Origin of the sequence: Saccharomonospora azurea NA-128, from assembly GCF_000231055.2 — a bacterium.
GTDB lineage: Bacteria > Actinomycetota > Actinomycetes > Mycobacteriales > Pseudonocardiaceae > Saccharomonospora > Saccharomonospora azurea.
Genome location: NZ_CM001466.1, coordinates 3,733,280 through 3,748,254 on the forward strand (window position 1 = coordinate 3,733,280; position 14,975 = coordinate 3,748,254).

The window sequence follows — 14,975 nt, forward strand, 5'->3', positions numbered from 1 at the left end:
CGCCGTTGCCACCGCCGCCGACGGCGCCGACCCTGACGCCACCACCGGCCACGACGGCGGACGCACCGCGACCACCGGCTCCCGCTGCCGCGACGCCACCGAACCAGCCGACGCCACCGGTGGAGGCCTCGGACCCGGTGGACAGCTCGGACGGCGAGGCGACCCCTGCGGCACCGGAGTTCGGCCCGACCGGCGACGAGCCGACCGAGATCCCTTACCGCTACCGCCGATGAGCGGTTCGACCGCTAGCACTGATCAGCGGTTCGACCGCTACCGCCGCTGAGCGGTCCATGCCACGCTGAGACCCATGGCAGCCAAACGCAAGGACCCGAACCCGCCGACGGGCTGGTGGTACAACACGCGCACCGGCGAGGTCGAGCACGGCGAGCTGTCGCGAGCCATCGACCTCATGGGGCCGTATCCGGACGAGGCCACCGCCCGCAACGCCCTCGAAATCGCCAGGGAACGCACCAAACGCGCCGACCGCGAGGAAGCCGAGTGGGAGGGCGAGGACGCCGACGAGCGTTGAGGTCGCCGAGTTCGCCGAGGCCGCCGCGGTCACCGAGGCCGCCGGGATCACCCATGCGCCGACCTCGGCGCCATCCCCGTGCATCGGGTTAGTGTCGAGGTGTGGCTCTCGCGGCACACGGCCCGGGCGTCGGCGACTTCGCCTCGCTGCGCGCCGAGTTCGCGCTGCCGGAGTCGTTCCCACCCCAGGTGCTGGCAGAGGCCGAGGTCGTCGCCGGCGACCTCGTTCCCTGTCCCGGGCCCCGCGAGGATGCGACCGACCTCCCGCTGGTGACGGTCGATCCGCCTGGGGCCAAGGATCTCGACCAGGCGATGTGCCTGACGCGCCGCGGGCGGCGCGGGTACCGGATCGACTACGGGATCGCCGACCTCGGTGCTTTCGTCGTGCCGGGTGGTGCGCTGGACACGGAGGCGCGTCGCCGCGGGCAGACGTTGTACCTGCCGGACGGCAACGTGGGCCTGCACCCGGCGATCCTCGCCGAACAGGCCGCGAGCCTGCTGCCCGGTGTGGTGCGGCCCGCGGTGCTGTGGACGATCGACATCGACGCCGGGGGCGAGCCCGTGGCCGTGCGGGTGCGTCGGGCGTGGGTGCGCTCGCAGGAGCAGCTCGATCACGACACGGTGGCCGTCGGCCTGTGGCGCGGCACAGCGCATCCCTCGGTGGCGGCCCTGCCGGAGGTGGGGCGCCTGCGGCGGGAACGCGCGGCGGGGCGAGGTGCGGTGGAGCCGCAGGTCCCCGAGTCACGTGTGCGCGCGGAGCCCGAGGGCGGGTGGGCGCTGGTGCGCCGACCGCAGCACGACGTCGAGGAGTGGAACGCCGAGATCTCCCTGCTCACGGGCATGGTGGCGGCCCAGCTGATGATCGACGCCGGGGTGGGTGTGCTGCGCACGGTGCCCGAGGCCGGTGACGAGGCGGTGGACTGGCTGCGCCGGTCCGCTCGCGCGCTGGGTGTGCCGTGGCCGGACTCGGCGGGTGTCTCGGAGGTGCTCGCGGGGCTCGATCCGGACGACCCGGCGTCGTTGGCGCTGCACGCGGGAACGGTGCGACTGCTGCGCGGTGCCGGGTACACGGCGTTCGACGGCGCCGTGCCCGAGTCGGTCGGCCACGCGGGGATCGGCAGCCCGTACGCCCATGTCACCGCGCCCATCCGGCGTCTGGTGGACCGGTTCGCCACCGAGGTGTGTCTCGCGGTCGCGGCGGACGAGCCGGTACCGGACTGGGTACACCGCACCTTGCCGGAGTTGCCGCGCCTGATGGGGGTGTCGGACACGCTGGCCTCGCGGGTGGAGCGAGCCTGCCTCGACCAGGTCGGGGCGTGGGTCCTCGCCGAACGGGTGGGCACGACGTTCGACGGCGTGGTGTTGCGGTCCGGCGGGTTCGGCGCGGTGGCGGAGGTGTACGTCGAGCATCCGCCGGTGCTGGCTCGCTGCGCCGACGTGACGGTTCCGGAGGGCAGCACGATCACCGTGCGGCTCACCGAGGTCGATGTCGTCAACCGGAGGGTGTGCTTTGAACAGGCGGGAACATGAGCGGCACGAGGACGAGCCGACGCAGGGCTGGACGGACGAGGAACGGGCGCTGCGGGAGAAGGTGCTCGCCGGGCGGAGCGTGGTGGTGAACGTCCGCAAGTCGGGCCCGCACAAGCACCTGGTGCCGTGGTTGGTGGAGCAGGGGCTCATCACCTACGTCGGCCACGCAGGCAACCGCCACGCGTGGCCCGAGTCCGACTTCGCCAACCCGTTCGTCAAGGAAGCCAAGCACGATCGTGAGGCGATGGTCCGGCACTACCGGGACTACCTGCGCGACCAACCCGAGCTGGTGCGCCGCCTGCGCGAGGGGGAGCTGAACGGGCGGGCACTGGGCTGTTGGTGCGCCCCCGAGCCCTGCCACGCCGACGTTCTGGTGGAGTACACGGCATGAGAGACGATCTGGGCGACGACGTCGCGCTGCCGGGGCCGGTGTCGCGCGTGGTGTCGCTGGTGCCGTCGCTGACCGAGGCGGTGGCCGAGACGGTGCCGGGCGTGCTGGTGGGGGCCACCGACTACTGCACGCACCCGGCGTCGCTGGACGTGGCGCGGGTGGGCGGATCGAAGTACCCGAAGCTCGACGCGGTGTTCGACTGCGCCCCCGACCTGGTGCTCGCCAACGTGGAGGAGAACCGGCCGGAGGACGTGGCGCGGCTGCGGGAGGCCGGGATCGCGGTGTGGGTGACGGCGGCGCCCGCGACCGTCCCGATGGCACTGGAGTCGCTGCGTGCCGTGTTCACGCGGGCGTTCGACGTGGCGGTGCCCGAGTGGCTTACCGAGGCCGAGCGCGCGTGGCGCGACCCGGTCGCGGTGCGGGTTACCGCGGTCGTGCCGGTCTGGCGCAAGCCGTGGGTGGTGCTGGGCCGCGACACCTTCGGCGGGGACGTCCTGCGCCGACTCGGTGTCCACAACGTGTTCGCCGAGCATGCCGACCGCTACCCGCGGCCGAAGATCGAGGAGCTGCGTGCCCGGTTCGCCGACGGTCAGGCTGATCTGCTGGTGCTGCCCGACGAGCCGTACGTGTTCACCGACGACGACGGGCCCGACCACTTTCCCGGGGTTCCCTACGCGCTGATGTCGGGTCGGCGGCTCACGTGGTACGGCCCGTCGCTGGCCTCCGCCAGGGACGAGCTCACCGCTGCCCTCGCCGACGTCCGCACACCGTGAATCCGGCGCCGACGGGTCGTCGGCGCCGGATCGACAGGCGTCGGTGTCGTCAGTGGAACGTGTGCTCCGCCGCCGGGAACGAGCGTTCACGCACGTCGTCGGCGAACGCCTTCGCCGCATCGGTGAGCGCGCCCGCGAGGTCGGCGTACTGCTTGACGAACCGCGGGACCCGGCCGGTGCGCAGCCCCGCCATGTCCTGCCACACGAGGACCTGGGCGTCGCAGTCGGGCCCCGCGCCGATGCCGACCGTGGGAATGGCCAGCTCGTGGGTGATCTGCTTGGCGATCTCGGCGGGCACCATCTCCATGACCACCGCGAACGCACCCGCGTCCTGCAGGGCGAGTGCGTCGGCGATGAGCCCGTCACCCGCGCTGCCCCGGCCCTGCACGCGGTAGCCACCGAGGTTGTGCTCGCTCTGCGGGGTGAAGCCGATGTGCCCCATCACCGGCACGCCCGACGCGGTGACGGCCTCGACGTGGGAGGCGTAGCGGCGACCGCCTTCGAGCTTCACGGCGTGCGCGCGACCCTCCTTCATGAACCGCGCCGCCGTGGCGACGGCCTGCTCGGGCGAGCCCTGGTAGGAGCCGAACGGCAGGTCGGCCACCACGAGGGGCTTCGTCACCGACCTCGTCACCGCCCGGACGAGCGGCAGCATCTCCTCGACCGTGATCGGCAGTGAGGACTCGTAGCCGTACACCGTGTTCGCCGCGGAGTCGCCCACCAGCAGAACGGGGATTCCCGCGTCCTCGAACAGCCGGGCGGTGTAGGTGTCGTAGGCGGTGAGCATGGGCCACGGCTCGCCGCGCCCCTTCATCTCCTGCAGGTGGTGGATGCGGACGCGCTTGCGCAGTACCGGCTGTGTGGTGTCGTCCGGCTGCGCGTGCTGGTGGCCCGCCGGCTCACCGTAGGGTGCGGTGGTCTCCGCGGTCGTCGAGGACTCCGCGCCGCTGTCGGCTGCCGTGGATCGCGATGTGTCGTCGTGAGACATCTCTGTCGTACCGTCCTTCCCTCGAGGCCGCTCGGCGGTCCCCGGGTCGTGGATCGTTGGCGTCGTCCAGCGTCCCACCGGGTGGAACGGCCACCCAACCCCGCTGCGACGAGCTTCACACCGCGACCGAGCGTGATCACGCGGCGTCAACGTCTACCCCCGGCAGGGTGATGCGTGGTAAGTAACTCGCCATGTTGTCGGGCCTGGACCGTGCCGAGCCGCCCCTGGGTGCGGTCCGACGGCTCACCGCCGGGTTGTTGTTCGTCGGTGCCGTCGTGCACGCGGGCTTCCTCGTGGAGGTCTTCCTCGACACGGCGCTGTCGCCGTGGCACACGGTCCCGGCCCGGCTGTCCGCCGCCGGGCAGCCGTACGGCGAGGTGTTCCGGGTGTTCGACGTCGTGGCCGGGGCCGCGTTCGTGGCGGCGGGGCCGTTCCTGCGGCGCCTCGCCCCGGTGCACCGGCTGGGCCGGGCCACGGCGGCGCTGGTGTGGGGCTACGGCGCGGTGTTGCTGGCCCGGGCGGCCCTGCCTCCCGAGTGCGTGCTCCAGACGGCCGAGCTGTGCGCCGCGCCCACAGGGCGGCTCGGCGAGCTGCCGGTGATCCTCGCGGGCGCACAGTACGTCGTGAGCCCGCTGATCGTGTCGTTGTGGTGGCGCGGTGGCTGGAAGGCGGCCACGCGCGCGTTGTTCGCGGTGCAGTTCGGTCTGTGGGCGTGGCTCGTCGTCGCCCACGCGCTGTTCGACGGCTGCTATGCCGGGCTGGCCGCGCGGGCGCAGGTACTCGTGGCGTCGGCCTTCCTGCTGGTCGGCGTCCGCTATGTCCTGCGCATGGGAACCGCGCGGCGGACTCGACGGCCTGATCCCACCGCGGAGGCTCCGGAGGCGGCGGCGTGCCCGGGCTGATCGGGCCCGTCGCCGACGAACGCGAGGGACTGCTCGACTACCTCGCGCAGCAGCGCTACGTGGTGTGTCTCGCGGCCTACGGGCTCACCGACCAGCAGATCCGCGAGACACCCACGGTGAGTTCGTTGAGCGTGGGCGCCATCCTCAAGCACGTCTGTCGCACCGAGCGGGTCTGGATCGACCTCGTGTGCGGCCTCGGCCTGACCGATCCGGGCGACGACCTGCGACTCGCGCCGGGCGAGACGCTGGCCGACCTCGTCGGCGAGTACGAGCGGGTGGCGACGCGCACGGAGGAGGTCGTCGCGGAGATCGACGACCTTTCCAGACCTGTGCCCGTGCCCCGGGACGTGCCGTGGTTTCCGGCCGACGTGGAGGCATGGTCGGTGCGCTGGGTGCTTCTGCATCTGATCGAGGAGACCGCCCGGCACGCCGGGCACGCCGACATCCTGCGTGAGTCGATCGACGGTGCGACGGCGCTGCCGCTGATGGCCGCGGCGGAGGGCTGGCCCGACAGCCCGTGGCTGCGGCCGTGGCAGCCCCCGCGACCCCCGCGGCCCACACGACACAGGGCGACGCCGCTCTACCAGAGGTCGAACAGCGCCGGCTGGTCGCCGTGAGCGCGTTCGAGGGCGAGCAGCCGCTGCTTGGTGGTGACCCCGCCGGGCGCGGAGAAGCCGCCGATCGCACCGTTCGCGGCGAGAACGCGGTGGCAGGGGACCAGTGGCGGGAACGGGTTCGCGCCCATCGCGCGGCCCACGGCCCGAGCCGCGCCCGGCTCGCCGAGTGCGGTCGCGACGTCGCCGTACGTCACCGTGTGTCCTGGTCCGACGGTGCGCACGAACTCGTAGACGCGGCGGTGGAAGTCGGGTACGGCCGCGAGGTCGAGCGGTACGCCCGAGGTGTCCACCGGCTCGCCACGCAGGAGTGCGACCACGCCGTCCACCGCGAGAGCCAGGACCGCGGGGACGGGTGACTCGACGGCGTCCGGTACCGCCGCCGCGAGCCGTGAGCGCACCTCGTCGGCGTCCGGGGCGGGCAACAGGCTGCGGACGACGACCTCCCCGCGCCACGCGATCCCACCGGGTCCGAGAGCCGTCTCGAACACGGCGAATCCGCCCGCCTCCGCCGTCATGGTCGGTGGGTCTCCCGCCAGCGGTTGGTCATCGGCAGCCTGCGGTCGCGGCCGAAGGCCTTGAACGTGATCTTCGTGCCGGGCGGGTACTGCCTGCGCTTGTACTCGGCGCGGTCGACCATCCGCACGACGCGGTCGACCACTTCGGCGTCGAAACCCGCCGCGAGCAGGTCGGCGAACCCGCGGTCGCCTTCCACGTAGTCGTCGAGGATGTCGTCGAGGAGCGCGTAGTCGGGCAACGAGTCCGTGTCGAGCTGGCCGGGCCGCAACTCGGCCGACGGTGGCTTGGAGATCGAGTTGGGCGGGATGGGCGGCGTCTGCCCCCGCTTCTCGGCCTCGGCGTTGCGCCAGCGCGCGAGCTCCCACACGTGGGTCTTGAACACGTCCTTGATGGGCGCGAACCCGCCCACCGCGTCGCCGTAGATCGTGGAGTACCCGACGGCCAGCTCGGTCTTGTTGCCGGTGGCGAGCACCAGGTGGCCTTCCAGGTTGGACAGCGCCATCAACAGCATGCCCCGGACCCGGGCCTGGATGTTCTCCTCGGCCAGGCCGGTCAGGTGCAACTGGTCGACGTAGGTCGCGACCATGTCCTCGACGGGCTCGACGCGGAAGTGGCAGCCGAGCCGCTCGGCGAGGTCGGCCGCGTCGGAGCGCGAGTGCTCGGACGAGTACCGCGACGGCATCGACACGCCGTACACGGCGTCGGCGCCGAGTGCGTCGGCGGCCAATGCCGCCGAGACGGCCGAGTCGATCCCTCCGGAGAACCCGAGCAGCACCGAGCGGAATCCGTTCTTCCGCACGTAGTCGCGCAGGCCCACGACCAGGGCCGACCACACCTCGGCCTCGTCGGACAGCGGTTCGGCGACCACGGGCCGGTGCGTCGGCGGGTACGGGTCCAGCGGGGTGTCGGTCAAGACCCGGTGCCGCACCGAGAAGCCCTCGACGGTGTCCTGCCGCGAACGCTCCGCCGTGTCCTGCCGTTCCGGCACATCGATGTCGACGACCAGCAGGTGTTCGGCGAACTGCGGTGCGCGCGCCAGCAACGTCCCGTCGGCGGCCACCACGATCGAGTCACCGTCGAACACCAGATCGTCCTGCCCGCCGACCTGGTTGGTGTACACGATGGGAGCCCCGGCCTCGGCCGCCCGCCGCGCCACGAGCGGCAACCGCACGTCGTCCTTGGCCCGCTCGTAGGGGGAGGCGTTGGGGGAGAGCACCAGATCCACACCCAGCGCGCCCAACGCGGTGACGGGACCGCCGTCCTGCCACAGGTCCTCGCACACCACCATGCCGAGATCGACACCGTGCAGCCGCAGCACGGACAGCTCCTCGCCCGGCTTGAAGTACCGGCGCTCGTCGAACACGCCGTAGTTCGGCAGGTGGTGCTTGAACTGCGTGGCCACGACCTCACCCCGGTGGAGCGCCGCGACGGCGTTGCGCGGGCCGACGTCGTCGGCGTCGAGGTAGCCGACGATCACGAGCACGTCCCCGCACCCCGCGTCCGCCACCGCCGTGGCGAGCGCACCGACGGCGTCCCTCGACGCCTCGGCGAACGCGCCCCGCAGCGCGAGATCCTCCACGGGGTAGCCGGTCAGCGTCATCTCGGGGAACACGACGACGTGTGCCCCTTCCGCCGCGGCCGACCGGGTGTGCTCGACGACCAGGTCGGCGTTGCCGGCGAGGTCGCCGACGCACGTGTTCACCTGAGCCGAGGCGATGCGCAGTTGTGGCATGCCCTCATTCTCACTCACGCGCTCAGGACCGCTTCTTGCGAAGCATGCTTCGCACCTTCTTGAGTGCTTGTTCGGCGTCGGAGTCGAACGGGTTGTCCTGCACGAGGTAGGTCCACGTCGAGGTGGGCCTGCGAACTCCGGCGCGTGCCAGGTCGAGGCCGTCGTCTTCGGTGATCTCGGCCTCCAGCAGGGTCTTGGCCGCCCGCGTCCGGAGGTCGTCGCGGATCCGGCGGAAGGCCGGCACGGCGGTCCGGTGGAACTCGTCGAGCGGAGCCTCCTTGGCCAATGCCCGCAGGTGGATCGTCTCGCGCACCTCGGTGAGGAACGCCAGGTGGTCGGTCCAGAGCTGGTCGAGGTGGAAGAGCACGATCTCCCGGCACACGCGTTCGAGCGTCTCGGCCTCCAGCTTCTCCTCGAGCTCGCCGTAGCGGTCCGGCTCCGCCTCCCGCAGCAGGGACTCGGCCGTGTCGGTGCGCAGCACGTCGTCGCGGTAACGCAGCAGCTCGGCGCGCTGGTGCTCGATGAGCCGCGTGTAGCGCCACGTGTTGCGGTGGATCTCCAGGTCCACGCCCTCCGCGACGCGCTGGGCGTGGTTGAGCTGCCGGTGGGCCGCGACGTCGGTGATCTCGCCGGTGTCCTCGTCGGCGGGGATGCCCTCCGGGATGTCGGGGGCATGGGCGAGCACCAGCTCGTCGCCGAGACTGGCGAAGAACACGGAACTGCCCGGGTCGCCCTGTCGTCCGGCCCGTCCGCGCAGCTGGTCGTCCAACCGGCTGCTCGGGTACCGCGCGGTGCCGATGACGTGGAGACCGCCGAGCTCCGCGACGCGCTCGGCGTCCTGGCCGTCGGCGCCTCCGAGCCGGATGTCGGTGCCCCGGCCCGCCATCTGCGTCGACACCGTGATCGCACCGTGCGCGCCCGCCTGGGCGATCACGGCGGCCTCCTCGGCGTCGTTGCGGGCGTTGAGCACGACGCACGACAGCCCGGCCTTGCGGAGCTTCTCCGCGAGCTCCTCCGACTCGGCGACGTCCTGCGTGCCCACGAGGATCGGCCTGCCGGTCTCGTGCACCTCGCGGATCTCCTCCACGATGGCGCGCAGCTTGCGGGTCGGCGTGGTGTACACGCGGTGCGGCAGGTCCTCCCGCACGGTGGGAGTGTTGGGCGGGATGACCGCCACTTCGAGCTCGTAGAACTCCCGGAGCTGCTCCGCCACGGCCACCGCGGTGCCGGTCATGCCCGCCACCTGCGGGTAACGCGCGATCAGCGCCTGCACCGTGATGGAGTCGAGGATCTCCCCGTGGTCCGACGGTGGGAGCTGCTCCTTCGCCTCCACCGCGGCCTGCAGGCCGTCGGGCCAGCGCTGCAACTCCGCCACCCGCCCCCGCGAGGCGTTGATGAGCTGCACCTTGCCGTCGCGCACCAGGTAGTCCACGTCTCGCGTGAGCAGTGCGTGGGCGTGCAGGGCGGCGTTCACGGCCGCGAGCCGGTCCGCCCCGGAGTCGCCGTAGAGGTCGATGCCGCCGAGCGCCTTCTCCACCACCGACGCGCCCGCCGTCGTGAGCCAGGCGTTGCGGCCGTCCGGATCGGTCTCGTAGTGCAGCCCCACCCGGAGCCGCCGCACGATCTTCGCGACCTCCTCGTCGGCCACGCCCGCGTCCACGGAACCGGCCATGACCAGCGGCACCCGAGCCTCGTCGACGAGCACGGAGTCCGCCTCGTCCACGACGGCGACGTCGGGTTCCGGCTGCACCAGGTCGGCCACGGACGTCACCAGCCGGTCGCGCAGCACGTCGAACCCGACCTCGCTGACCGCGCCGTAACAGACCTCGCGGTGGTAGGACTCGCGGCGTGCCTCCGTGGACAGCGCCGGTTCGACCCAGCCCACCGACACCCCGAGCAGGTCGTACACCGGGCGCATCCACTTGGCGTCACGGCGGGCGAGGTAGTCGTTCACCGAGATGACGTGGACGCGCTTGCCCTGCAGTGCGTAGCCCGCCGCGGCCAGAGCACCGGACAGCGTCTTGCCCTCACCGGTGGCCATCTGCACGACATGCCCGGTGAGCAGGCCCATCGTGCCGAGCAGCTGCACGTCGAACGCGCGCTCGCCGAGCGCCCGGCGCGCCGCTTCCCGGCCCAGGGCGCAGATCTCCACGAGCAGGTCGTCGTCGAGCTCACCCGCCTCGCGCACCGCCGCCGCCCGCTCGGTGAGCTCGGCGTCGGACAGCTCCTTCAGCTCGGGTTCCCGCTCGCTGATGCGGGGGAGCAGCGCCTCGTACCGCGCCAGGTCCACACTCCCGGGCCGGGACAGCATTCGTTTCAACGTCTTTCCGACCCGGCTCAAGAACGCCACCAGCGCTTCTCCCATCTCTTCGCCCGCGCCACGCCCAACGTAGCCACCGTGGTGCCGAGTTCCCAGCACTGATGGCACGATCGCAGTCGTGCGCACCAGGAAACGCTACCTGCCGGTGGCCGTGGGTCTCCTCCTTCTTTCGTCGTTGTCCGCCTGCTCGAACTCCGCCGACGAGGGTCCGACCGTGCCCGCGGGACCCGTCCCGGAAGGGCTGGAGAAGTACTACGGACAACAGCTGGACTGGGGCGAGTGCCGGCCCTACGCCACGGACACGATGGCGCAGCAGGCGTTCGGCGGCGAAGGTCTGGAGTGCGCCCGGCTGACCGTTCCCCTGTCGTACGACGAGCCCCAGGGCACCACGATCACGGTGGGTCTGTTGCGCAAGCCGGCGACCGCACCCGACGACCGGATCGGCTCGCTCGTGCTGAACCCGGGCGGACCCGGCGGGTCGGGCATGGTCACCGCCGCCCAGCTCTCCGGCGCGGTGTCCCGTACCGAACTGGGCAAGCGCTTCGACTTCGTGGGCTTCGATCCGCGCGGCGTGGGAGCGAGCGAGCCGGTGATCGACTGCCTCACCGACGCCGAGATGGACGCCGACCGCGCGGATGCGACGGCCATGGACGGCGTCGACGACGTCGCCGACGCGGAGCGCGACGCGAAGGAGTTCGCGGCGAAGTGCGCCGAGCGCACGAAGCACGGCGAGAAGATGCTCGCCAACCTCGGCACCCGCGACGTCGTGCGCGACATGGACGTGCTGCGCTCCGCCCTCGGTGACGAGAAGCTCACCTACCTCGGCTACTCCTACGGCACGCGCATCGGCACCACCTACGCCGAGACGTTCCCCGGCAACGTCCGGGCGCTGCTCCTCGACGGTGCGGTCGATCCCGAGCAGGACATGCTGGAGTCGCTCGTGGCCCAGGCCGAGGGCTTCGGAGGCACGTTCGGCAAGTTCGTCGAGTGGTGCGTCGGGCGGGACGACTGCGCGCTGGGCGGCGACGCGGCGACGGCCGTCCAGAAGTACCAGGACCTGGTACGGCCGCTGCTGGACGAACCGGTGACGCTGCCCGACGGCAGGGAGCTGTCGTACGGCGACGCCACCACGGCGACCGTCGCGGCGCTGTACAGCAAGCAGCTGTGGCCGAGCCTGAACCAGGGCCTCGCGGCCCTCGGCAAGGGTGAGGGCACGGTCCTGATGGCGTTGGCCGACATGTACTACGAGCGCGGCCCCGACGGGAAGTACTCGTCGACGCAGGAAGGGCTGGTGGCGATCCGCTGTGTCGACGACCCGCCCGTGACCGACCCCGACCGCATCGAGGCGGCGCAGGCCGAGTACGCCGAGAAGGCCCCCTTCCTGGACGCCGGCCTCCCGCCCTCGTCGGCGCGCGACGCGTGCGCGTTCTGGCCCGTGGAGCACACGTCCGAGCCGCACCTGCCCGACGTCGACGGCATCCCGCCCGCGCTGGTCGTCTCGACGACGAACGACCCCGCCACGCCGTACCAGGCGGGCGTCAACCTCGCGAAGGCACTCGACGGCCGCCTGCTGACGTTCGAGGGAGCCCAGCACACCGCGTTCCTGTCCGCGGGCGACACCTGCGTCGACCAGGCGGGCATCGCCTATCTCGTCGACGGCGAGCTGCCGCCGGAGGGCACGCGCTGCGGATGACGCTCCCGGTCACGGCCGGTCGGCGGGCTCACCTGCCGGCCGGCCGGGGTCGGAGCCCGTGCGGTTGTGCTCGCGCAGCTCCAACTCCAGCTGAACAGCCCCCTCGTTCTTCTTCCGCGGCGGCACCTGCACCCACACGCGCACGAGCGTGTCGCCGCGGTCGGCGATCCAGAACTTGACGTCGACGTCGTCGTGCACGCCGGGCACGAGGGCCGAGATCGCGGCGTGACTCAGCTCGCCGCCGATCCGGTAGGTCTCGACGTCGCCCAGTTCCTCCCGGGTCTCCGTCCTCAGCTCGGTGGCCTCGGTGAGCAGCCTGCGCAGGCCGCGGTCGGGGTCGAGCAGGTCGGAGGGCGCGTGCTCGGCGGGCACGGGCCGGTCGACCACCGCGCCCTCGGAGTCCGTCAGCCGCACGACGTCGTCGTCGAGCACGAAGGAGTACTGGACGCGCTCGTCGCGGAGTTGGACGTCCACCTCGCCCCGGGCCGAGTCGTCCCGGCGATCGGCGACTCCCTCGATCTCCCGTACCGGCAGGCCGGGGATCGCGCCGCTGACGCGCAGTTCGAAGGCCACGTCGGTGAGCTCCCGCAGGTCGTCGGCCGCCGCGGCCACCAACCCCGCGGCCTCGGGCAGCGGTCCGGTGTTGTCGGGGTTGCCGGCGCACGCCGACAGCGGTGCCGACACGACCAGCGCGACGACGAGAGACTGCGCAAAGCGGCGGAGGAGCATGCGAATTACCGTAACGGGATGTTCTCCGCCCGCTGGACACGGTGCGAGTCACCCGCACGGGCGGCCTGGGGCGATCCGAAACATCGCCTTAACACAGCGCGCATAAGGTCGCGGCATGGATCGCCAGCAGGAGTTCGTGCTCCGCACGCTCGAGGAGCGCGACATCCGCTTCGTGCGCCTGTGGTTCACCGACGTTCTCGGGTTCCTCAAGTCGGTGGCCGTCGCACCAGCGGAACTCGAAGGTGCCTTCAGTGAGGGCATCGGGTTCGACGGCTCCGCCATCGAGGGCTTCGCGCGCGTCTACGAGTCGGACATGATCGCCAAGCCCGATCCCGCGACGTTCCAGGTACTGCCGTGGGAGACCACGGACGGCGACCGCTACTCCGCGCGGATGTTCTGCGACATCGCCATGCCGGACGGCTCCCCGTCGTGGGCGGACCCCCGGCACGTACTGCGTCGTCAACTCGCCAAGGCCAGCGAGGCCGGCTTCACGTGCTACGTGCACCCGGAGATCGAGTTCTTCCTGCTGACGGACATGCCCGAGGACGGGACCGAACCCGAACCCGCCGACAACGGCGGCTACTTCGACCAGGCCAGTCACGCGACGGCCACCCATTTCCGCCGCCACGCCATCGAGGCGCTGGAGGAGATGGGCATCTCCGTCGAGTTCTCCCACCACGAAGCCGCACCGGGACAGCAGGAGATCGACCTGCGCTACGCCGACGCGCTCACGATGGCCGACAACGTGATGACCTTCCGCTACGTGGTCAAGGAGGTCGCCATCACGCAGGGCGTGCGCGCCACGTTCATGCCGAAGCCCTTCTCGAACCAGCCGGGGTCGGGCATGCACACGCACTTCTCCCTGTTCGAGGGCGACCGCAACGCCTTCTACAGCCCCGAGGACCCGTACGAACTCTCGGAGACGGGCAAGGCGTTCGTCGCCGGACTGCTCTACCACGCGCGGGAGCTCTCGGCGGTGACGAACCAGTGGGTCAACTCGTACAAGCGCCTGATCCAGGGTGGCGAGGCGCCGACGACGGTGTCGTGGGGCAGGGCGAACCGTTCGGCTCTGGTCCGCGTCCCCATGTACTCGCCGGGCAAGGCGTCGTCGCGGCGGGTGGAGATCCGCACCCCCGACTCCGCGTGCAACCCGTACCTGGCGTACTCGGTGATCCTCGCGGCCGGGCTCAAGGGCATCGAGAAGGGCTACGAGCTGCCACCGGCGGCCGAGGACAACATCTGGACGTTGTCCGACGCCGAGCGCAAGGCGGCGGGCTACCAGGAGCTGCCCCAGAACCTGGGTGAGGCGTTGGCCGAGATGGAGCGCTCCGAGCTGCTGCCCGAGGCGCTCGGCGAGCACGTCTACGACTTCTTCCTCCGCAACAAGCGCGTCGAGTGGGACAACTACCGAAGCCAGGTCACGCCGTACGAACTCCGGACCCTGCTGCCGGTGCTCTGAGCGGCGCTGGGAGGCCTCCCCGGCCCGCAGTGCGCGGTTTGCGGCCCTGACCTGCGCAAACGCGATAAGGGGACCCCCCGTTCAGGTGGCTTTTGGAGGCGTGTAATCTTCTCTTTGTCGCCAGGGACGGACCGGGGCGAGCGGGACAGACTCGAGAGGGTTTGACTACGCGAACCGCACCGGGTAACGTACTTGGTCGGCCCCTGAGGGGGGCCACAATCCTCGACGGAGAACCAGGTGGTTAAGATGTCGAGGTGTGGCACGCCCTTGCGGGTGCCGGAAACACATGGTGTGTTGTTTGAGAACTCAACAGTGTGCTAGTGATTGTCAAGCTAGTAGTGCTCTTTTTTGAGCCCCTTTTTTGTGGGTTTCTTTGAGATGACATTTGAGTCGTCGGATTGAATTCATTGTTGGAGAGTTTGATCCTGGCTCAGGACGAACGCTGGCGGCGTGCTTAACACATGCAAGTCGAACGCTGAAGCCCAGCTTGCTGGGTGGATGAGTGGCGAACGGGTGAGTAACACGTGGGTAATCTGCCCTGTACTCTGGGATAAGCCTGGGAAACTGGGTCTAATACCGGATAGGACACACTGCCGCATGGTGGTGTGTGGAAAGCTCCGGCGGTACAGGTTGAGCCCGCGGCCTATCAGCTTGTTGGTGGGGTGATGGCCTACCAAGGCGACGACGGGTAGCCGGCCTGAGAGGGTGACCGGCCACACTGGGACTGAGACACGGCCCAGACTCCTACGGGAGGCAGCAGTGGGGAATATTGCACAATGGGCGCAAGCCTGATGCAG

13 protein-coding genes, 1 pseudogene and 1 other annotated feature are annotated in these 14,975 nt (G+C 70.9%); of the genes and pseudogenes, 9 read left to right on the plus strand and 5 right to left on the minus strand.

What is annotated here, in order from left to right; all coding sequences use genetic code 11:
• The 5 genes and pseudogenes from SACAZDRAFT_RS23885 to SACAZDRAFT_RS17185 form a co-directional block, all read left to right on the plus strand.
• Positions 1-233: pseudogene (locus SACAZDRAFT_RS23885) on the plus strand (hypothetical protein); the annotation flags it as partial.
• Between the two features lie 74 nt (positions 234-307).
• On the plus strand, positions 308-529 hold the full coding sequence (locus tag SACAZDRAFT_RS17170; protein ID WP_005443786.1) for a hypothetical protein: 222 nt from the start codon (positions 308-310) through the stop codon (positions 527-529).
• 101 nt (positions 530-630) lie between these two features.
• On the plus strand, positions 631-2,058 hold the full coding sequence (locus SACAZDRAFT_RS17175; protein WP_005443788.1) for an RNB domain-containing ribonuclease: 1,428 nt from the start codon (positions 631-633) through the stop codon (positions 2,056-2,058).
• Entirely contained in the window at positions 2,039-2,449 is a 411-nt protein-coding gene (locus SACAZDRAFT_RS17180; RefSeq protein WP_005443789.1) for a DUF4326 domain-containing protein, read from the plus strand. The genes SACAZDRAFT_RS17175 and SACAZDRAFT_RS17180 overlap by 20 nt, the downstream gene beginning before the upstream one ends.
• A complete protein-coding gene (locus SACAZDRAFT_RS17185; RefSeq protein WP_005443792.1) occupies positions 2,446-3,222 on the plus strand; it encodes a helical backbone metal receptor in 777 nt (258 codons plus the stop codon). Before SACAZDRAFT_RS17180 ends, SACAZDRAFT_RS17185 begins: the two co-directional genes overlap by 4 nt.
• A gap of 49 nt (positions 3,223-3,271) precedes the next feature.
• Here SACAZDRAFT_RS17185 and panB read toward each other — a convergent pair whose 3' ends face one another.
• Positions 3,272-4,210, minus strand: a complete 939-nt coding sequence (gene panB, locus SACAZDRAFT_RS17190; RefSeq protein WP_005443793.1) for a 3-methyl-2-oxobutanoate hydroxymethyltransferase — start codon at positions 4,208-4,210, stop codon at positions 3,272-3,274.
• Positions 4,211-4,401: 191 nt separating this feature from the next.
• On the opposite strand from panB, the gene SACAZDRAFT_RS17195 reads away from it, so the two are divergent.
• Positions 4,402-5,112, plus strand: coding sequence for a DUF998 domain-containing protein (locus tag SACAZDRAFT_RS17195; RefSeq protein WP_005443794.1), 711 nt, complete (start codon positions 4,402-4,404; stop codon positions 5,110-5,112).
• Positions 5,100-5,729 carry a DinB family protein gene (locus SACAZDRAFT_RS17200; RefSeq protein WP_005443795.1) on the plus strand — a complete coding sequence of 210 codons (630 nt, stop codon included), beginning with the start codon at positions 5,100-5,102 and terminating at the stop codon, positions 5,727-5,729. Before SACAZDRAFT_RS17195 ends, SACAZDRAFT_RS17200 begins: the two co-directional genes overlap by 13 nt.
• Here the strand turns inward: SACAZDRAFT_RS17200 and SACAZDRAFT_RS17205 are convergent.
• From SACAZDRAFT_RS17205 to secA2, 3 genes are read right to left on the minus strand one after another with little or no spacing between them, the layout of a single operon-like run.
• Positions 5,693-6,244 (minus strand): methylated-DNA--[protein]-cysteine S-methyltransferase, encoded by a 552-nt coding sequence (locus SACAZDRAFT_RS17205; RefSeq protein ID WP_005443796.1) that lies wholly within the window; start codon positions 6,242-6,244, stop codon positions 5,693-5,695. The genes SACAZDRAFT_RS17200 and SACAZDRAFT_RS17205 overlap by 37 nt on opposite strands.
• Positions 6,241-7,977: an NAD+ synthase gene (locus SACAZDRAFT_RS17210; protein ID WP_005443797.1), complete on the minus strand. Its 1,737-nt coding sequence runs from the start codon at positions 7,975-7,977 to the stop codon at positions 6,241-6,243. Before SACAZDRAFT_RS17210 ends, SACAZDRAFT_RS17205 begins: the two co-directional genes overlap by 4 nt.
• A gap of 22 nt (positions 7,978-7,999) precedes the next feature.
• Positions 8,000-10,327, minus strand: coding sequence for an accessory Sec system translocase SecA2 (gene secA2, locus SACAZDRAFT_RS17215; protein WP_005443799.1), 2,328 nt, complete (start codon positions 10,325-10,327; stop codon positions 8,000-8,002).
• A gap of 88 nt (positions 10,328-10,415) precedes the next feature.
• Here secA2 and SACAZDRAFT_RS17220 point away from each other — a divergent pair, with 88 nt between their 5' ends.
• Positions 10,416-11,990: an alpha/beta hydrolase gene (locus tag SACAZDRAFT_RS17220; protein ID WP_005443801.1), complete on the plus strand. Its 1,575-nt coding sequence runs from the start codon at positions 10,416-10,418 to the stop codon at positions 11,988-11,990.
• A gap of 9 nt (positions 11,991-11,999) precedes the next feature.
• Here SACAZDRAFT_RS17220 and SACAZDRAFT_RS17225 read toward each other — a convergent pair whose 3' ends face one another.
• On the minus strand, positions 12,000-12,719 hold the full coding sequence (locus SACAZDRAFT_RS17225) for an LppX_LprAFG lipoprotein (protein WP_005443802.1): 720 nt from the start codon (positions 12,717-12,719) through the stop codon (positions 12,000-12,002).
• 115 nt (positions 12,720-12,834) lie between these two features.
• Here SACAZDRAFT_RS17225 and glnA point away from each other — a divergent pair, with 115 nt between their 5' ends.
• Positions 12,835-14,178, plus strand: coding sequence for a type I glutamate--ammonia ligase (glnA, locus tag SACAZDRAFT_RS17230; protein ID WP_005443803.1), 1,344 nt, complete (start codon positions 12,835-12,837; stop codon positions 14,176-14,178).
• Positions 14,179-14,631: 453 nt separating this feature from the next.
• Positions 14,632-14,975: a sequence feature (16S ribosomal RNA rRNA prediction is too short), on the plus strand.